Consider the following 21,639-nt stretch of genomic DNA (forward strand, 5'->3'; position numbering starts at 1 on the left):
TACTTCTGTTCACTTTATTGGTCTTTGCGATGAACGCTAAAGTTGAACTTGGTGAGCTTGTTCGGGGTAATTCGCAACACTTTCGGGTTTTCGCTTACCACTTCCATGGAGGTGGATAGCGAGTCAGTGTCCAACTTCACGAGGAAGTTCTTACCTTTCTTATTGAGTACCCATTGGTCGGGCACGTGGTAACGACCGTACTGGTCTGTGTAAATAACGATTCCCTCAACCGTCATCAACTTAACGCCCGGAATACCATCTTCGTAAATACCTTTGTTCTCGATAACGATTTCCCATAGGAAATCCTCACCATCGCGATATAGGTTTCTGGTTACATTGAGGTTTTCCGCGCTCAGTCCCTTTTTCTTGTCCGATTCATGTTTAAACTGAATCTGACCTTGTGCGTCGAACTCGATACGAGAACCCGCATCAGTCGTGACGTAGAAATTAAAACTCTGCTGTGTGCGAGTTTTAAATTGAATCACCACTTTGCTGGTTTCTGGCAGGGCTCGGTTCACGGAATGACCCCAAAGGTCACCAAGATCCAAGCCTTGCTCAAGTGCTGTGGTTATTGCGCCATCTTGAATAGCAACATCTTGACCATCACGAATGATGTGCGTCGAATCAGCGATGTAGCCTTGTGTTGCTAAGTTCGCAGTTAGCTCAACATCAAACGCGGTTGCATCAGCTTGGAATCCATCTTTGTTATGATCTTCAAAAACTTTGCCGATGATCGATGAGGTATCAAACACCTTGTCCGGCTCTATGGTCACTTTGGCGGTGTCTTCATTAGAAACAGCCGTGCCATCAACCTTCGCTACTGCTGTATTGATGTAATCGCCAAAGGTGGCGCCTACCGATACACGCAATAAGTAACGAATACGCAGCTTTTCACCCGGGTCAAAGTTCAACGATGTGAACATTAACTTGCCCGTGTCTGATGGCTCTTGAGAGATAACCTGATCGTCTTCAGTACCAAACTCACCATCAATGCCGCTCAGCACAACTTCTGATGTGTCCACGATGTATTTCAGACCACCTGGGTAGCGGTCTTCCACCGTCACGTTCTTAAAGTAAGATTCATTGTTGTTCTCAACGATGATCTCGTACTCAACCGCATCGCCAACTTGCGCGGTATCTTGCAGCGCAGACTTGGTCAGCTCCAACTCCCCAGAGTTATCAGGAATCTTCTTGATGTGAGTAGTTACGCTGTCGCTGGTTTCAGTACCGTCAGATTCAGTCGCCGTGAAGGTATTGGTAATGTCGTCATCCAAGCCCTTACCTAGCGTGCCCACTACTTCAAACGCGTAGGCATTACGTTTGTTGGATTTCAGGTTAACGGTGATGTTTAAGTCTTTATTCAACGGGAAAGAATGACGCTGAATAACCGCGCCCGAGTCGTCGACTTCGACCCCTTCAATTGTCCAATCCGTAAAGACTTTATTAGCAGTGCTGTTTTGTAGCTCACTGATCTCATCGGTTAGACGAACATTGGCCGCGTTACCTTGACCATTGTTAGTGACGGCTAAGTAATAAGTGACACTGTCGTCATCTTCGGTGTATTCAGGTTTATCAGAACGTTTTTCAACAACCAGATCAGCACTTACTGGAGGCAAGTTCAAAGCTGAGACTTGATTACCCGTTATCTGTTTAGATGCATCAGATTCCTTGGTGTTTTTCGAGCGAGCACGTGCTGTTGAACTGCCTGTCAAATCAAGGTAATAGCCAAAAACATCGATGTTGGTCAGCATGTCTTCGTTAACCGTCAAGATGAAGGTGTAATCAATCTTGCCACCCGGTGCGATGTCAACGATCGTTGCTAAATCCCTATCGGTATCAAAAGTGCCCGGCTGCGTTTCTGCACCTTCCCATGTAGCACTTAGGGTTCCTTTATCAAAGGAATTACTGTGTGAGCCATCAATATGGTCTCCCATCGATTCAGCAAACTGAGTGTAAAGCGCCACATCTTTGGCAATACCGCGACCAATGTTCTGTACGACTAAGTGATACTCGACCTCCTCACCCGGTACGTAATAAGGTGCGTCGGTAAAGAGCTCAGCCTGGACAACGGCCGCGACAGTATGAACTGGAGGGCTGACCACATCACCGCCATCGACTTGCGCGGTGTTGACGATACGTCCCGTTGCCGTATCAACCACTGTACCTTTTGAACGGAAAACGACCGTACCATGTGGAGCGATATCAACACTGTATTCTGTTGGGCTGATTTGTTCGGCGGTTGTCCCGACTGTGGTTGATTCCACCGCCATTGAAGTTGTGCCAGAAACGAAAGCTGGGCCTGTTGTATCGTCGTAATACTCAACTTCAATCGAACTCATATCATCGACAACACTGAGGTCATTGATGTTGTTGTTGGAAGTATTCTGAATCGTAATCAGGAACTCTAATTCCCCACCCGGCACATATTCCGTCTGCACATTGGTTTTCGTTGCAACAAACTCAGAATCTTTCGGTGTCATTACCACTGTAGAATCTTGTTGAGTACCGTTATAAGTGATGGTCGCCGTATTACTAATATCACCAACAGCAGTTGTACGAATCAATGCTTCGACATGGAACGTCACGGTGCTTTGTGGCGCAATATCCATGTAGGCGTCGATATCTTTGCTCAACTCAAAGCTCTCTGGGTTCACCACTGTACGGTCATCACTCGCTTCAAAGCTGACTTCCCACATTAGGAATGCCGACTCTTTTTTATCAGTCGTCGTGTCAACTTGAATGTCACTGATGATGTCTTGCAGTTGAACACCTGCAGCAAAAGAGTCAGAGCTGTTGGTTACTGTGATCTCGTAGTGGCTCAATTTGGTGACTTCGTACGTCGGAGTGTCGACTGTTTTTTCAATAGACAGCGTTGCTAGTACAGGTGTACTCGTCGCAGAGTCGTCAAAAGTCGTGCCGTCAAAAGAGGCTGATGCCAAGTTCGTGATATCACCGGTTGCAAGTGCATTGGTTGTCACCTGAATCGTGAAAACAACGCTATCTTGAGGAGCAATATCTAACGTTTCGTTAAGATCTTCGCCACTCGTTGGAGCTGGCACTGGCGTCTCACCCGTTGCTGAGGCTGCCGAGATTTGGATTGAAGCAGGCTCAAAGGCGTGCGACGTCTCACCACCAGCAATTGTGGTTTCAACAGACTGCAGCGCATCCTCAATGGCAACATCTTCTGCCCAGCCTAATCCGTTGTTTGTCACGGTCACTGTGTATTGCAGAGTCTCTCCTGGGAGGTACTCCGCCTTATCAACCTCTTTCGTGATTTCGACTTGCGCATCTTCAGGAATGTAAGTCGCATCTGCGGTGTATTCACCATCATCACCTTCGACTTTAACCATATTAGTGATCTCGCCTTTGGCCTTATCATTAACAGTGTTGGTCACGACAAATGAATAACTGTCACCCGGGTGAATGCTGTACGTCGCACTATAACCCTGTGCGTTATTAACCGCATCTTTGCGAGCATTCAGGGCTGGATCGCCACTGCCATCAAGCTGTTCGTCGCTAATGATCCAATTACCTGTCAACGCTTGCGCTTGATCTGGGCTGTTAGCCACCTCTGTCATGATGGTATCTATACGATCGGTCAGGATCTGATCCACAAGGTAGCCTTCCCCTGTATTCGCGACGGTGATCTTGTAGGAGATAGGCTGACCCGGCTGATACTTAGCGTCAGGTTCATCAATCGGAGTCGCTTCTTTGGTTAACACCAAGTACCCCGATTTTGGAGTGATATACCCCTCTCTCAAACGAATCATCTTTGAGTCGTCTAAACCATGTCGCAGATAAGCCGTATTGGTAAAACGACCTATTGCGTCATCACGAACCTTGCCTTCGATATGAATACGAACGAGCGTGTGCTGAGCACCACCACCGGTACCTGTGTCATCACGCCCAGAGATCTTAAGAGACTCAGCCGGTAGATTAATATCTGGGCTGTTTTGCCCTACCAATTTATCTAGCTCGGAGAAGTCATTCGCATTTGGGTCTAAAGGAGCAGAGTTAGCAAGAACATCATAATCAATCGTCCACTCAGTGAGTGCCGTTTGCATCGAGCCATCGACAGTTTCGACTTCAAAGCCACTGATCATATCTCGGATTGAGAACAAGCCAGTGTCAACATCATCATTGGTAATATCAATGTAGTAATTGATCGTCCCTCCCGGCACGTACTCAGGAGTATCTGTCCACTTATCAACTAGGATATTCGAGCGACCCGGATCAAGTACGATGTCGTTGGTGTCATCACCGTTCACTTTTGCCGTATTAGTGATAGTACCGGTTGCTGATGTTGATACCTTGCCTTTCACATCAAAAACAATACGCTCACCAGGACGAAGGTCGACAGTCGCATCCAAAGGGACACTTCCGTTATAGTCACCCTGTACATCATATGAACCAGCAGGTTCTACCGCAATCGCTGTTGACCACTCAGAAAACGCATCATCACCATCTTCCGTTTTAATGGCCTGAATCGCATCAATAACGCTCACATCATTTGCGATGCTATCGCCTGTGTTATCTAACGTCACTTGATACTCAACATCACCACGTGGTGCGTAAGTACAACCGCTGCCATCGTTTGAAGGAACAGAACACCCTGCCGATTCACCATCGGTATAAACTAAGGTTTTGAAGTAATCGAGCTCAACCGCTTGTGGTGGAATCTTTTCAGATGTAGCAGATTCACTGTCTGCCGTTACTCGGTTAGCGCTGATAGTACCCAATGCGTCATCGCGTATTACACCAGTTGCGTTGAACGTCAACACTTCACCTGCGGCAATATCTGTCTCGATGTTTAGGTTGCTGGTTGCGTTGTAGCCTGGTACATAAGTATCAGCGTTGGCATCAATACCATTACCGACTTCATGAGATATCTCACTCGAAACAAACGCCGACTCTACATCTCCGCCAATGACTTCAACTTGAACGTTGCTCATCACATCTTTGATGTGCACATCGTTAGCCCAACCATTTTCTGGGTTAGCCACGACAAACTCATACTCGACTTGGTCCCCCGGTAGGTAGGTGTCACCATCAGAGAACGGTTTACCATTCACCGATACCACACGTTTAGAGACACTAATCTTGTTTTCAAGCGGTAATAAATTCGCACTTCGAACACTACCGTCGTAACTAGCTCTGTTGAGGACTTCACCCAATGCATCTTCACGGATAACACCATGAATGGTAAAAGTCAGGCTTTCTTGAGGCGCGATAACGATCTCGTTATCAATGTCGAGATTGTTACCAGAAACAAAGTCAACCGCATCCGTAATTGAGCCAGCAGCTGCTGCTTTCTCTAGATTCACTTCCCAACCAGACAAAAACGGCTGGCCGACAGGGTCACTACCTGTTGTTGAAGCGTCTTCTGCAATACGAGTTTCAATCGCTGAAATAGTATCCTCTAATCGAGAACCATACTCTGTGCCATTACCTGTATTTTTAATTTGAACGCGGTAGTAAACCTCGCTTTCTCCAGACGCTTGAGAGTAATGTTCTTTCTTACTCGATAGGCCAGAATCGGAGAACACTTGCTTGCTGAATACGACTTCTGGCTCCGACATTGATGCTGGCGGAGAAACGGCAATAAATTCATTGCCGTTGTCTTCGCCCATGTAGGCTCTGTTAGTAAATGAGCCTACTGCTTTCGGACTAATCTTGGCTTTAATGACATAACGTACGAATGCGAGTGCCCCTGAACGACCAAAGTTATCCGCCGAGATATCAAAATGTGTATCAATTGGCTGGTTATCTCGAATCGAGTTATCAACGTCTGGGTCTGAGATTCCAGAACCGTCTGCGAAGGTTTCAATTGTCCAGCTATCAAAGGCCGGGCCACGAGAACCATCGAAGTACTGCGTGTTAATTTGGTCAATGTCGTCACGTAAACTCATATCATCAACGTGAGCGCTAGAGACGTTCTCGATTAAGATTTCGTACTCAATGTACCCCCCTGGCATATAACTTGTAGCCCCTGGCATTGGGTTATCATCAGCATCGTAGTAAGCGAGGATGTTCTTCTCAAAATCAACTTTGCGAGCTTCTTGTTGGATGTTGTGAGAAATCGTATCGCCATCAACAGTCAATACATTCACGATACCGCCATTCGCTTTATCGTTGATGGTCGCAACCACTCGATACTCAAGTGTCGCCCCCATCGGAATATCCGCTTCAAGATTGAGGTTAGTGTCCGTTGAGGTATAGACATTACCCGCACCAGCTCCAGCATCTACGTAATCGGAATCGGCACCAGAAGCGATAGATGTAATTGTCCAGCTTGAATAAGCAGGCCCGGTCGACCCATCAACGAGATCAACGGTAATGTCTTTTAAGTTGTCGACGATTGGGATGTCGTGAGCGTTACCTTTACCATCGTTCTCAACCACTAAATGATAAGTCACCGTTTTACCTGGTTCATAAACCACTTCATCGGTTGTTTTATCGAAATTCAAGTGGTAATCATCGGGCAGCACTACGGTATCGCGGTAATGAATATCACCAGTCGCATCAGGTCTAACGATACCCGTAACGGTGTAAGTCACGTCTTCCCCTGCGTCGATATCAATGGAAGTCACGATATCGGTATCATTCTTAACATCGCCGTCGTTTGTGCCATCGGTTGTTCCCGCATTTGCAGGGTCGCTCTTCGCAACGGCAACCGTAAACTTATTCGTACCCGCCACATCATCGAAGAACGGATTTCCAAACGTACCGTCTTGAAGCTCAACCGAGATACCATTGATCAGTTCATTGACGTCAACATTGTTACGGTAGCCATGGCCATCCTGAGAGTTGTACTTGATGGTATAAGTCAGCTCATCGCCCGGAGAGTAGCGGTTAATGTTAGTTGTGCGAACAACGCCGCCACTGTTATGTACCTGATGGTTTTCAGCCACTGCACGTTTGGCATACTCACAGTCATTGGTACACCCAACATCACTGCTGTGGATCAGCACCGCCTCGTTGCGGATGATTCCAGCGTCTCTATCAGCAACACCACTGGATACCGCATTATCTTTAACACGCGCTTTGATACGCACGGTCACGTAATCTTTAGCGGGAATAGAAACCGGTAACTCGACGTCTTCAGTCGTTGGAGAACCAAAGCCCGAACCAGTATCAACCGACCAATACTCAAATGGATTCTGAGCAAGAAAGTCTTCGGCTTCCCCATCTTTATCGTTAGCCAGCGTTGTGGTGATATCGCTCAATCGATCCATAAAAATAAGATCGGTTTCTTCAGTATCACTATTGTTGCCAATAACGATGGTATAAGTAAGATCTTCACCCGGTGTATAACGAACTACGTCCGTCGTTTTGGCCAGTGAAACGTTGATGTCATAGGCACTGTTCGAGTTATCTATTTGCGCAGAAGAGCTGTGCTCACGGTCTGTGATCGGGTCATAAACATCAACACGGTTTGACACTTGGTCTTCTTCATAATCAGACCTAACCACACCACTTACCTCATAGTGCACCCAGCCACCAGGAGTGATATCTACGTTAGTATCAATATCAGCATTGTCAGAGATATCACCGTAGCGCGAACCCGGTTTGTCTGTATTGGTTGTTCCGACAATAGTCCAGCTATCAAAAAAGTTAAGCGCTGAAATACTATCTTGTACCTTTGCATCATTAGCGTAACCAACACCTCGGTTGTAGATGTAGATATCAAACGACGTTCGCTCACCACCCACAAACTCTGCACTTTGAGCAGTTTTATCAACCACAAGATTAGGCTCGCTAGGGTGAGTGCTAACGGTATCCGATAGGTTGGTATCTGGCCCCGTTACCTTGGCTGTATTGCTGAACGATCCCCATAGGATTTCAGTGTCATCACTGCGGTCAAGCTGGCCAACAATGGTGTAGGTGATAGAAGCGCCGGGAGGGATTTGTGCCGTAGCATTAAGGTCATTATTATCCGAAAACTCACCGGGATCGGTTACGGCTAGCACCCAAGGAGAGACCGCCTCTTTTTGAGCGCTGATCGTCCAAGATGAAAATACCGGTTTGGTTTCACCCGGCTCATGAAGAAGCTCAGCCTCTATCGTGCTGATTTCATCTTTAACGTTAATATTAGACGCAAAACCATTCCCTTCCGGGTTGCTCACCTTAATTGTATAGGTGATTTCAGTCGTCGTATCGGTATAGGCATTTTGTTCATTGTGCCCATCTACACGCTTGTCTAGAGTGAGGTAATAATCACGGGGATAAGCACCTCTATCAGAATAGAGCACGCTGTTTACCGTCACTTCATTACGGATTTCATCATCGGCAATGGGGTTTACGATCGCCGCAATGCTATAAACGATCTTATCGTGTGGGGCCAACTTAGCCTTCTCGTCCAAGATAAGTTTATTGCTTTGATTACCTTCAATTTGACCAGTAAAGCCGGGATCACTGTTTGTCGAAATTGAGCCGTCAGAGGCATAGGATTTCGCAGTAATAACCCAGCTCAAATACGCTTTAGTCGGTGTATCATTAATAGACTGAGTCATGACAGAGACTAAATCATCATAAACCGGTACATCAATCGCGTAGCCGTCACCGTTATTCTCTACCGTGATGTCGTAGTTCAGGGTACCGCCAGCTGAGTAGTAACGAGAATCCACTTCCTTTTGGACTTTTAATTTCGAGTTTGGCATTTGAACGCCAGAGCCCGACTCACCTAAGTTATCCCCTAAGCACAAGCCGGCATCGGTACCATCATCAACAATCTGACCCACACTGGTGTCTGCCACTTTTGCGGTCAGCTTATAATGAACATAGCCCTCAGGTGCGAGGTCAACTTTCAAATTGATGTCGTTTGTTGTCCAAGTATTGTAATTAAATGAACCATAGTTCGATCCATCACCACTTCTATCGGCGACTTCAAGCTTCCACTCGGAAAATGCTGAAGCGTTAGAGCCATCCGCTTGCTCTGTCACGATACAAGCAAATTTGTCGACAACTTCGATATCGTTCGCGAAGAACTCAGAATCTTTGTTCGAAACAACAATGTCGTACACCACTTCATTCTGACCAGCAATACCCGGTACATAGGTGGTATCAGTGGTTTTCTTATTGCGGGTAATTTGGCTCGATGAAGAGTGGATGACTTCTTTAGTGTCTAAAGGATTTGTTAGCACGTCACCAGAATCTGCCGTGCCATCTGCATCCACTACCCGTGCGATGACTTCAGGAATGGCACCAATCGAAACAGGGCTGACATCAACTTCGACTGAGTAAAGAATTTGCTCACCTGGGTAAATTGAGACGACATCATTCAAAGATTTATTCGATTCAATGCCACTATCCGCTAACTCAGAAGTACTATTAGCGCCAAGAGTAATCACTTGGTTGGTCCAAGACTCATACGGGTTACCTGTTGTGTCATCCGCGTTCTTGTCGGTACTGATTTCGTTACCTAAGTCGGTCTTAAGATCTTCCAAAAATTGCTGAACAGAATAGTGATAAGCGATGCCCGAGTTTTCTTGGTTGGTTACCTTCACCGTGTAAGAAAACTTGTCATCAACCAAGTAACTGTCTGATTGGTTTAAGGTATGTGTAAGAGACACATTCGGCTCAGTAGGCGGCGTGGTTAGCACATCAGCAGAAACCAAAGCATCACGAGTTTCAGCTGCCACATCGCCATTAACAATATCGCCGACTAAATTGTCGGCAACGGTAGCTTCGATGGTGTAAGTAATAGATCCGCCGATATCTATCGACGCATCACTGACAACTAAATTCCCTGATGAGTTAAATGTCCCGGCATCACTTTCATCCCCTTCGACTGAAGCTGAATTGACGTTGTCTGTAAAAGCCGGTTCAAGTGCAGCTTCAATATTCAGCGCCTTGATATCAGCAATAGCACCTTGAACGTCAATCGCTTTAATAACAGTATCACCGGTATTCAATACCTTGATGGTATAGGTAAGTTCATCATTCAGTTGGTAGTGAGTCTTATCAACTGACACCGTAATGTCGTGTTCATATAGGCCTCGTTGAATGGATTCTGTATTTGATTCAACAGCATCCAACAGTCCAGTGCTCGCACTTGCGACGTTATCAATCGTACCGGCTGCGTCAGCAGAAACGGTGGCGACCATGGTATAGGTCACCGACCCACCAGCCGCAATACGCACACCTGATGCATCTAAGTTTCCGAAGCGACTGTAATCACCTGGAGATGACAGGAAGGAGGATTGCGCTTGAGTCGAAACTTGCGAGAACGCGTTAACATTATTTCCTTGATCATCTGTCGTTAAGATATTTAACAGCTCATCTTTAACGTCCAACTCAGCGATAGCTTTATCCGACTCATTCGTTAAAACAAGCGTATAAGCCACCTCTTGGTCGTTGTCGTAAGACGCACTGTCAACAGACAGATCCATAACAAGACCCGTTGTGCCCGCATAGGAGGCGAATGGAAACAGCAGAATGGATAAAAAAAAGGCAAGATTGTATCTGAACATTAACGCGCACTTCACAGTAGATTGACAAGCGTCTAGGCAAAAGGCCATAGATTTGACGTCACTAATTTGGCACTTAGCCTGTTAGGGACATGCGCAACATACAGTTCAAATAATCCGAACAATTAACATCCGTAAAAAACAAATTACTGAAGATGTTAAATAGAGAGTCTGATGTCTAAATTAGAATCAAGACATTGAGTTAATTATCAGAAGGTTAATGTTTTAATGAGTGAGTTTTCACAGTTGTTACGTAACTTCAGAAAGGAACTTCAATTTACGCAAACAGAGTTTGCAACCTACTTAAATCAGCTGGACGATGAGTTTAATGCGGTTGACGTCGTAACGATAAATCGTTGGGAAAACAGTAAGGTAAAGCCTAGTACATACAAAGCACTCAAGATATTACAGTACCTTGGCGGAGATTTGTTTGAGACAATAAAGAGCTTTAATTCCGAACAAAAAGACACGTTAATCGAACTGTTTTTAAACGAATCCTATGGCTCATTTCAAAGTAGAATTTCAGCTCTATCAGGCCTGAATCAACAACAAGGCAAACGCAACTTTAAGTCACTGCCTTTAATGTCAGAGCCGTGTGACACTGGCGTTATCGACAGAATCAAACTACTTTCTAAATTCACAAAAGTCGATATATCGCCACTGGACCAAATTGATTTATATCTCTACTACTGTGAGAAAAAAGCACATGGTCACAAGCTGATCAATGTAGATGGCGACATTGTGAGTCACAACGTAGGCTTTTTCTTTGAAGACCATCAATTTGAGACATTAAAAACTCAAGAGCTAGATCTAAGAATGGCCTGCTCTTTAAATTCAAGCAAAAGCATAAATTATTTTAATATAAGCTCACACTCAGAGACAAAAGATCATGTTATTGAGCATATAGTTTCAGATATACAGTTACTTTCTCAGAACAAAAACATTAAAAGATATTCTGTTTTAGTAAAAGACCCCAATATGATGAGACTCTTGAAGAGTGTGGGGTTTGAAGTATTTAAATTTTCAGAACCTTCTGCTAAAAAATGTAATATCATGTTCAAAAATAAACATTATAGCTACTGTATATTAACGATTGATAAAATAGACTATCTGACGAATCGGAACGTAATGTCACTAATCAAAGATGAATATTCTACCATGATGAAATTTCCGCAATTACTGCGCGAAGCGCGCAAGAAATTGAAGTTAACGCAAAAGGATTTTGCGGCATACATTAATCACTTAGATGATGAATTCAGCTCTGTAGATGTCGTAACGATAAATCGATGGGAAAATAGCAAAGTAAAACCAAGTAATTACAAAGCCCTAAAGCTATTGGACTGCCTTGGGCTAGACTTGTATACAACGTTGAAATCCTTTGATTCAGAAGATAACGAAGACAGTGCACTACTTGAAGACTTCCTTCGTGAGAGGTTCTTTTCGTTTCAAAGCCGAATATCGTCTATCACTAAAGGGGAAATAGAAGAAGGCTGCGACTGTCAGATCATGCCACTAATGACAGATCAGAATGACAAAGCAGTAATAGATAGAATAAAGCTGATTTCGCAATATACAAAGATGGATCCTTCAGCCCTTGATACTATCGATCTGTTTCTCTATTGCAGTGAAAAAAAGGCGCATGGCAGAAAAATGGTCGATGTAAATGGCGATATTGTTAGTCATAGCCTAGGTTTTTTCTTCAACGAAGAGGTATTCGAGCAATACCAAAATAAGCATCTACATATTAAGCAAGCTTGCTCTTTAGATTCTAACCAGAACTTAAATTACATTGTGGTTAGCGGTCACTCTGAGAAGCGCGAACAATCTGTTGCGAACTTGATTTCCGATATGAAGCTTCTTGCAAGAAATACTAAGATTAAAAAATATTCCATGATCATTAAGAACCCAAGTGCATTAGAACTTATGAAGAACATCGGATTTGAAATATGGAAGTTTTCAGAACCAACTGAAGAAAAGTCGAACATTACTTTCAAAAACAAAAACTACCGCTATTGCGTACTGACTATCGACAAGATCGAATTACTGAGTAACAAGAATGTTATCGCATTTATTAATAAATATGGTTAACGACTCAGGTTTACTGGATATAAACAGCCACCAAGCAATAGGTGGCTTTTAAATTCTTCGAGAGGCTACCCAATAGTAATCGGGTGAATAAGTCAATTAGCCAGATATACGACTAGCGGTATTCATACAGACAAACACCTAAGGCAATTGCATCTGTATCTCAGATAGCACCTCATCTAACCCCTCACCTAGTGCTTCAACGAGTGCTTCATAACCTGCTTCTTTCAAAGGTACTTTTGATTCGAAATCGGCACGTGCAAGCTCTGAGCCTTGCTCGCTCAATACCCAAGTTCCTTTCACTTCTGCGTTTCCGGTATAAGAGCCATTGAACTGCTCAAAGGTTATCGTCAACTCTCTTTCGGGCTCTCCTGATGTATCAGAAATATTGACCCGCTCTTCAAGCAGCCCTTCAAGGTTTTCAGCCCAAACGTGTTTACGCGCAGACACCAATTCATTTTCAGACTTGCGATACGCAATCCCTATTGTGTCGAGATAGTCTGGTAACTCCACTCTCGTTTTAATCTTAAAGATCGGTTTATCTAGCGTACTTTCTGGCAAGAGATACGCGTTAGTGCCATCAGTAGGCGTTGAACACCCTAAAAGCCCGAAGAGCACGATAAGTGATATAAATAGCTTTCTCATTATTCCACTCCCTTAACTGGAATCGGGTCTTCTTCTACTTCGCTACCGAACACCAGCGCATTCGGTTTATCGTTCAGCACTTTAATCAATGGGCGAAGCTCTTTTAACACATGTTCTAACTCTTCAGATGCGCTGATCAATTGCTTGTAGGCGTCTGAATCATCGTCGTAGCTCTCTAATGTCGTCTCAAGTTGCTTCATCGTTTCACTGAGATCCTTTGGTAACGCTTTTGCGCCCTCACTATCCAGCAGTTCATCCATACTCTTTAAGGTGCTATCTAACGAAGCAAGCGAGCCATTTAAGTTGGCCACAGTCGCATCTAGCGGTAACTCGTTAATCTTGGTTAAGAAGTCTGTGATCTGCTTTTGAATCTCGGTCAAGCCACCAGCCACAACAGGGAAGACAGGATAACCATCAAACTCTCTTGGCTCGTACGGGTCTTCGTCTTCATAGAAGTTTATGTCGACAAACAATGCGCCTGTAAGCAAGTTACCCGTCTTCAGAGTCGCTCTTAAACCTTCTCCCATTTGAAGGTCGACTCGTTTGGCAAAGCTTTCAGCATTCACAGCCTTAAATACTTCTGAAACTCGTTCTATCTCCAGCTTGATTAAGATGGGAATGCGATTCGAGACTTTGCCGTCTTTGTCCATGCGAATCTGTAACGGCACTGTATCCACTGTACCTATTCGAACGCCACGATACTCCACAGGCGCGCCCTTCTTTAGACCTCTGACTGACTCTTCAAACAACAATACGTAATCAATAGAAGTGGTGTATTTACCTTGTAAAACTGCGTCATAATTATCGTAAAGTGTATATTCTTGTAAGTTCTCTTTGATCTGCTGTCCCGGCTGAATGCTCTCTGCCACATCAAAACTCACGCCGCCCGTTATTATGCTTTCTATCGATGCGAAGTTTACGTCGAGGCCATTCGCACCAAACTTCACATCAATCCCAGAGGACAACCAAAACTGAGTTTTCTCGAAGATCAGCCCGTCATAAGGCGCGAAAATAAACAGTTGGTATTTACCCACTTTATTCTCGTAATCGAAACTTGTTTTCTCGACACGTCCAACAACAAAGCCATGATGTAATACAGGTTCGCCAACGTTCAGTTGATTCGCTTTATGGTGCGATAACACCACACGAATGCCTTTGGTGTCTGGCCCTGCGACGGGTGGCGTGTCTAACACATCAAACTTCAATTGAGATTCACTGGATTTCCCTGGCTTCAACTCGATGTATGAGCCAGACAAAATGGTTTCTAACCCGCTGATTCCATCAGTACCAATGTGTGGCTCAACCACCCAAAATTGAGTCTCAGTATTGATCATGCGAGCGGCTTTCTTGTCTATTTGAGCTTTGGCGATGATGTATTCATAATCTTCACTTAACGCCACGTCTGTGATGGTCCCAACGTGCACGTTCTTAGATTTGATCGCCGTTTTCCCTGCTTCTATCCCAGAAGCATCTGGCAAGATCAGGGTGATCTCAGGTCCACGATTGTTGAAGTACTGGAACAGCATCCAACACCCGACCAGTACCGCAATGACCGGCACAATCCAGACTGGAGACAGTTCGCTTTTTTTTGATACTTTCGCATCTGAAGTAGTTTGCTTTTCCATATGTCCCACACCTCTTTGGGGAGATTACTTCCATATAATCCGAGAATCGAAAATCATCGCCGACAACATCGTAAAGATAACAACCGACGCAAATGACAGTGCCGCAGGCCCAGGGTAAATAGCCATCACACCATCGAGCTGAACCAAGGCAACAAGAATCGCGACGACAAAAATATCTATCATCGACCAACGGCCAATAAATTCGGTGATGCGGTAGAGCTTAAGATAGCGACTCGCCCTTTGATTGGTGAGCCCATGTACCCTTTTTGCATTCCAGTACAGATAGGCCAAGGCAAACATCTTTGCCATTGGGATGAAAACACTCGCGATAAGAATAATAAGTGCCACGGGGTATGACCCCATATTCCAAAGCAAGATCACCCCTTCCATGATGGTGGATCCTTCACTCGTCCCGAACGCAGACGTATACATCATTGGGTATAGGTTTGCTGGAATATAGAAAACGACAGAGGTGAACAACAGCGCCCACGCTATTTGCAGATTTTTTATTGGTTCAAATCGATGTAAATGTGTGTGGCAGCGCGAGCAATGATGAGTAGCCTCACTGTAGCTGTGCACTTGACCGCAAATATGGCAAGCAAGGTGCTGCTTTTTCTGAAAGGTACTACCAACCGTTTGTTCTTGTGCGTTTTTAGTTGGAACTAAGCGATCCCATAACCAATCAAAATCAACCAATGAAATCGTCTTCACCACCAACATGGCGTAGATACAAAATGCCCAAAATGATATCCCCATCGATACATCGGCTAATGCTGCTATCTTGATTAAGCTGACCAATACGCCGATCAAAAACACATCGACCATCAACCAAGGCTTTGCCCAACTTAATGACTTCAACGCCAAAAAGGTGAATCGGTTAGCCGCATAATGAATGTGCTTCTTTCTGTCTACCAGTAGATAAAACCAGAGAGAAAGCACCAAAAAATAGGCAGGCAAAAGAATCACGGCAAGAAAAAGTAATATAGCAATCAGGCTGTTATCCATTCGATTCATCATATCAACAGCTTGATACAAAGTGATTTGCTGGCTAATTCCCTGAACGCTGAAAGACATATACGGGAATGTCAGGCTCATGATTAAAGCAATAAGGCTAGCCGACGCATAAGCCATCACACCCTGCTCTTTATGATGCCCGAGGCTCGATAAGGTGTGAGAACATCTCGGGCAAGAAGCTTCACTGCCCGCAGACAGTTCTTCAAACTGACTAACCAGCCCGCATTCGTGGCATGACTTGGTAAAGCGCTCTGGCAATGACGTCCCCTTTTAGTCTTTATAAGCAACTAGACACTCTAGGTAAATATAAGTAAGGGTTGAGTTTTTTGCCAATATGCACCGAATTAAACGCGCACGATATACTAGAAATGAGAGGTAGAAAGTAAAAGGGGATGACCAACTGGCTATCCCCTTTTTAATCATTGAACGAATACAAACCGCAACGAGTAAACTGGCTGCCGTAGCTACGCACTATTTATAGCGTGATCAGTTGTGATTGTTGTCTAACTGATAGAAAGTCACTTGCGCATAATCACTGTCGTCACTTGAGTTGTCTTGCAAGTAGATACCCGCTTTAAAGTACATGTAGTTATCCGCATCATCATAACCGCTGTTACTCATATCCACTTCTTTTGCCGCCAACTCTGAGCCATTTTGACTAATGGTCGTAATCAACTTGTCACCTTCAACAACAATCGAATACGAGAAGGTTTCATCGAGTGCAATACCGTCACTTGGGTTGCTAGTGCTGTTTAAGTCACCGTCAGACGTCACCATGTTACCTAATAGATTATGCCAAGTTTCATCGCCACCGCTCGAGTTCGAGGTTTCATGAGCAAAGTAGATTGCGCCTTTGTCGTTACCTGGCAGTTTATGGTAGTACAGGCGAATAGGTTCGTTTTTCTCGGCATGGATCTGGCCAATCACGATTCGACCCACTTGTTCAGTGTTCGAAGTCGTTGTCGTCACATGATTGATAGCTAACGTCGCATTTAACGTCCCGTCGATACCACCAAAGTCCGACTGGTCACTCGATGGAATAGACGAAAACGCCCAGTTATTGTCTTTACCCGAAGTGGAGTAAGAGGTATCACCGCGACGAAGCATTTCTCTTAATTCAGTACGAACATATTTTGTTCCGCTAGATGTGGTCACGCCTTCGACTGGCGTGTAAAACACTAAGCCACCATCACTACCGGTATAGAAGAATTGGTCTTCATAACCCGCATCTAGCGTGTTCTCTTTGATAGAAGTCGCGTAGCCGTCACCCTCATCAACGGGAATGCTCACATACCAGTCCAGTAAGTCGAAGTTACCTGACGGCGGTAGGTTTGGATCGAGTCCATAGTCAGGGCTATCATTGCCACTGATTTCGACTTCAGTAATATTCGTCCAAACACTTTCCGCACTGTTTTCAAAGACTTTGATACGAACCCAACGAGCTTGAACATCCGTCACATCGTAGGTTTCAAAACCAGATGTGCTGCCACTACTATATCCATAATAAACCTTGTCCCAACTGCTTGAACTTTCATCAGCTAGCGCTCTGATCTCGAACTTATAAGTTTGCTCTTCGCCTTTACCCCAAGCTATCGCGACGTCTTGAACATTTTGTACCGAGCCTAGGTCGAGCACTAAATTGACAGGCGCATTCTGAGCAGCCCAACGTGATGACCAATCAGTGCTTCCATCAATCGTATTCGATGCTGGGTAAGAGTTGTGCGCTCCGCCCCAGTCTGATGCGGATTGAATGTTCAGTGTTTCAGCCGATACGCCATAAGTAGCCATAGCTAAAAGAACCGTACACGACAATTGTTTGTAAGGTTTAAATTGGTGAGTTCGAGGTTTGCAAGAGGTGTGTTTGCAAGGTTTAAAAGTCATACAAGTCTCCATGATATATTTCACGTATATTATTTATTCCATATTTTGTAGGGTGTTACCGAAGTAACGAGAACCACTATAGGACAATATTTGTACGACAAGTTGAACAAACATCACGATCATGAATTATTATATTACAAATAAATAACTATGTGACATGAACCATTCTTATACCAAACACATCATCTAATAAGACGGCAATATAACGAGAAGCTTTAAACCAAATTCCACTTAAGCTTTTCTTCCAACGCTTGGATACACAGCTTGATGGCGATAGGCGTATTAGAAGCGAATGGGTTTAGCGCATAAACCGTGTTAGTCGGTAGTTGGAAGCTTGGCATTATGTCGACAACTTCATTGGATAACTGAGAGAGGTAGAAGTCTGGAATCACACCGATACCAACGCCAGATTTGATCAAGGCAAGACAGCTGTGAAAAGAGTTAGTGGTGCAGCTTGCTTGTTGCTGGTAAACGAAGTCTGGTTCAGTTTGAGACGTAAAGTAATGAGAGATCTGCTTCCCCTGCCACGAGTTAGCGATATAAGGGATAGAATCAAGTTCGCGTTCACGCATGCTTTCAACGCCACACAACACATCTTTAAATTCACCCAAGCGTTTCTGTTTGAGGTTACTGTCACGAGAGCTGCCCACTCGTACCGCAAGATCAATATCGTGCTCCATGAAGTCTATATGTTGATCGTCGCTGATCAGTTCTGGCTTTAGCTTCGGATATTGCTTCATCAGATCCGCAATAACAGGCGCTACCAATAAATCCATCAACGCATTCGGAGCTGTGATACGAATCCGGCCTTGTGGCTCTTCTAATTCGGCTTTTGCCATATCCCAAGCCGATTCAGCGATCACATTGATGTCTTTGCAACTCAAATAAAAGCGCTCACCCATGCTTGTCAGAGTTTGTCTTCGTGTTGTGCGTTTAAGGAGAGAGGCGCCTAACTCTTGTTCTAGAATTTTGAGATGTTGACTGACAACAGATTTAGACAACTCTAACTTTTCAGCCGCAGCCGAGACTGAACCCTGCTCTACGATATGAGCGAAAATCGACATCTGCTTTAGCTTACTCATCTTATTGTTCTCTTTTTACAAACAGTATTTTCTATTATCTCTGTTTTTCAAATCAATTTCCAAGACTAAACTCTATTCAACTTATCGAGATACCAAATCAAAAAGACAGTGCTCGAAACAAGACTGTTATGGAGAAAGACAATGTTAGACAACCAAATTTTAGAAGCATGTAAGCAAGGGATTAACGCGTGGCAAAAAGCTTTCAACAGCCAAGATGCGAAAGGTTGTGCCGATCAATATACTGAAAGCTGTGTAATGGAAGCGCGTCCATTTGGTACTTTTGAAGGTCGTGAAGCGATTCAAGCATTTTGGCAAAACATCATCGACCAAGGTTTCAAAGACGTTGATTACACCGATGTTAAATGGGAAGAGCACCCAGACGGCGGTTACATTCTTACCGCTAGCTGGACAATGAACAAAGCGTTTGGCGTTGTACATCGTGAACACTGGGCACTTGAAGCCGATGGCTGCGCTCGCTTAGTCAGCGACGACTTCGAAGTTCAAGGCGAACGCTAGAGCTATAACTAGAAGCTCAAAGCTCAAAGCTCAAAGCTCAAAGCTCAAAAATGAAACAGAAAACAAAAAGCCAGCAATCCAAATGGACCGCTGGCTTTATAATGTTCACTCTTGTCGCTATTTCACTGCATTTGAAAGTGATTGAGTGACTCTACACAATCACTCAACACGCTCATCATTTCAAATCAAAATGTCTGGTAAGACAGAGCAAATACAAGTCAAAGTTACAGTGCTGCTTTCTTCGCTTCTGTAATCCAACCATCGAACGTGCTTTGGTTTGCTTTGATCCAACCATTTACGTGCGCTTCGATATCCGCAGAGCTGTTCTTACCTTTACTCATCATCATGTTCTGAGCGCTTACATCATTGATGTTAAGTTTGATGATTTCAAAAAGCTTCGCTGCTGATGGGTTGTTCTTAGCAAACTCTTTATTCGCAATAATGCGCATTGAGTTCATTTCGAAGCCGTAGTTTTTGCCGTTAGATAACGTCGTATCCACGTTCGAACGCTCGCCAGGAAGTGCTGAGAAAGGAACTTCTAACCAAACTACATCTTCGTTTGGCACCAATACGCCACTCACCCAGTAAGGTGTCCACGTGTAGTAAAGGATTGATTCACCTTTTTGGTAACGAGAAATCGTATCTGCAATGATTGCAGCGTAGTTACCTTGATTGTGAGTCACCGTATCGTCCAGTTTGAACGCTGAAAGTTGATGTTCAATCACCATCTCACAACCCCAACCTGGGTTACAGCCTGTTAGGTCTGCTTTGCCATCACCGTCCGCATCAAACAGCTTCGCGATTTTTGGATCAGTTAATTGACCAATGTTGGTGATGTTGTACTTTTCAGCTGTTTTCTTATCAATTAGGTAACCTTGAGCAGCACCGCTTACATATTGGCCTTCACGGTAGAATTTCTCATCACCACCTGCCATTGTGTATTTGTCAGCATGAAGCGGGAACCAACCTACTGTTAGGAACGTTGCGTCACCCTTTGCAATTGAGGTGTAACCTACGTTGTAGTCCACTTCTTGAGTTGATTTCACGTCATAACCCAGTTCTTCTAGAGCACGGTTAACGATCAATGTTTGGAACGTCTCTTCCGCTACAGACGATTGAACAGGCTGAACTGATACGCCCTCACCCGGTAGGCTTGCTGCCCACACGTTAGTCGATACCGCTAATGTAGAAACGATACTTACTGCGAGTTTACTCTTCCATGAATTATTCATTGGTGTTTTTCCTTAATTGAAGTTCTGATTTGTTACCGCGATTAAGTACATTCAGTACAAGGGAGACAGGTCCCATGCGATACCAGCGTAATTTTGTATTACCAGCGTTGACACCCAGTACTTGGGTGATGCGGTCTAATAAGATGGCTAAGATAACGATGCCTAAACCACCAACAGCGGCCAATCCCATATCCAAACGGCCGATACCTCTCAGCACCATTTGACCTAAACCACCAACCGCAATCATTGATGCGATAACCACCATCGATAACGACAACATCAGTGTTTGGTTCACGCCTGCCATGATAGTTGGCAATGCAAGTGGCAGTTGAATTCGGTAAAGCATCTGCTTTTTGCTTGCACCGAATGAGTGACCCGCTTCGATCAATTCTTCCGGAACTTGCTGAATACCCAAGATGGTCAAACGTACAACAGGAGGAAGTGCGAATATGATGGTCACCACCACACCCGGGACGTTACCGATACCAAACAACATTACGATCGGTACTAAGTAAACGAAGGCTGGTGTGGTTTGCATAGCATCCAAAATTGGGCGCACGAATTTAGCCGCCGTGTTACTTCGGGCGAGCCATATCCCCATGGGTAAGCCAATCAACAGACAGAAGAATACAGACGTCATGACCAGTGACAATGTGGTCATTGCTTCAGACCAAGCACCAATCAAGCCAATGAAAGTCAAAGACACGGCCGTTGCAACGCCAAGTTTCAGGTTTGAAAATTGCCACGCCACAAGAAACAAGATGATCAACATGAATGGCGCAGGTGTAGACACTAACGCCGTTTCAAATGAACTTAGAATAAAATCGATAGGCACACGGATTGCCTGGAATAATGGGCGTCCGTGCTCAACTAACCAATTCAGTCCAGACTCAACCCAAGTGTCCACAGGCAACACAGCCTCTGCAAAAGGGTTCAGTGGGTCAAAAGGTGTCGTTTCAACTGTTTCGCTGCTTAACCAATCTGCTGATGGTGAGGTATCAGCGGCTTGACCCCAAGGATCACTTGCAGGTTGAGCTGCAGGAGCCGATTGAGACCATGGATCATTGTTTGTTTGTTCAGACGACATGAT

At 44.5% G+C, this 21,639-nt stretch carries 10 protein-coding genes; 2 read left to right on the plus strand and 8 right to left on the minus strand.

Annotation, left to right across the window (positions count from 1 at the left end; all coding sequences use genetic code 11):
• Positions 1-14: 14 nt before the first annotated feature.
• Positions 15-10,391: a DUF11 domain-containing protein gene (locus OCV20_RS10450; protein WP_086773684.1), complete on the minus strand. Its 10,377-nt coding sequence runs from the start codon at positions 10,389-10,391 to the stop codon at positions 15-17.
• A gap of 306 nt (positions 10,392-10,697) precedes the next feature.
• Between OCV20_RS10450 and OCV20_RS10455 the strand changes: the two genes are divergently transcribed.
• Positions 10,698-12,557: a helix-turn-helix domain-containing protein gene (locus OCV20_RS10455; protein ID WP_086773685.1), complete on the plus strand. Its 1,860-nt coding sequence runs from the start codon at positions 10,698-10,700 to the stop codon at positions 12,555-12,557.
• Positions 12,558-12,695: 138 nt separating this feature from the next.
• Here the strand turns inward: OCV20_RS10455 and OCV20_RS10460 are convergent, their stop codons facing one another.
• The 5 genes from OCV20_RS10460 to OCV20_RS10480 form a co-directional block, all read right to left on the minus strand.
• A complete protein-coding gene (locus OCV20_RS10460; RefSeq protein WP_086773686.1) occupies positions 12,696-13,199 on the minus strand; it encodes a PqiC family protein in 504 nt (167 codons plus the stop codon).
• Complete coding sequence (gene pqiB / locus OCV20_RS10465; RefSeq protein WP_086773687.1) at positions 13,199-14,824, minus strand: intermembrane transport protein PqiB; 1,626 nt, start codon at positions 14,822-14,824, stop codon at positions 13,199-13,201. The genes OCV20_RS10460 and pqiB overlap by 1 nt, the downstream gene beginning before the upstream one ends.
• A 24-nt stretch (positions 14,825-14,848) precedes the next feature.
• On the minus strand, positions 14,849-16,096 hold the full coding sequence (locus OCV20_RS10470) for a paraquat-inducible protein A (RefSeq protein ID WP_086773688.1): 1,248 nt from the start codon (positions 16,094-16,096) through the stop codon (positions 14,849-14,851).
• A gap of 228 nt (positions 16,097-16,324) precedes the next feature.
• Positions 16,325-17,719, minus strand: coding sequence for a polysaccharide lyase family 7 protein (locus OCV20_RS10475; protein ID WP_086773689.1), 1,395 nt, complete (start codon positions 17,717-17,719; stop codon positions 16,325-16,327).
• Between the two features lie 215 nt (positions 17,720-17,934).
• On the minus strand, positions 17,935-18,801 hold the full coding sequence (locus tag OCV20_RS10480) for a LysR family transcriptional regulator (RefSeq protein WP_086773690.1): 867 nt from the start codon (positions 18,799-18,801) through the stop codon (positions 17,935-17,937).
• A 141-nt stretch (positions 18,802-18,942) separates the two neighbouring features.
• On the opposite strand from OCV20_RS10480, the gene OCV20_RS10485 reads away from it, so the two are divergent.
• Positions 18,943-19,317, plus strand: a complete 375-nt coding sequence (locus OCV20_RS10485; protein WP_048614440.1) for a YybH family protein — start codon at positions 18,943-18,945, stop codon at positions 19,315-19,317.
• A gap of 224 nt (positions 19,318-19,541) precedes the next feature.
• Here the strand turns inward: OCV20_RS10485 and proX are convergent, their stop codons facing one another.
• Together proX and proW are read right to left on the minus strand one after the other, a co-directional pair.
• A complete protein-coding gene (gene proX / locus OCV20_RS10490) occupies positions 19,542-20,549 on the minus strand; it encodes a glycine betaine/L-proline ABC transporter substrate-binding protein ProX (protein ID WP_017065372.1) in 1,008 nt (335 codons plus the stop codon).
• Entirely contained in the window at positions 20,542-21,636 is a 1,095-nt protein-coding gene (proW, locus tag OCV20_RS10495) for a glycine betaine/L-proline ABC transporter permease ProW (RefSeq protein WP_048609436.1), read from the minus strand. The genes proX and proW overlap by 8 nt, the downstream gene beginning before the upstream one ends.
• Between the last annotated feature and the right edge of the window lie 3 nt (positions 21,637-21,639).

The sequence above is a fragment of the Vibrio coralliirubri genome (assembly GCF_024347375.1).
In the GTDB taxonomy this organism is placed as follows: domain Bacteria; phylum Pseudomonadota; class Gammaproteobacteria; order Enterobacterales; family Vibrionaceae; genus Vibrio; species Vibrio coralliirubri.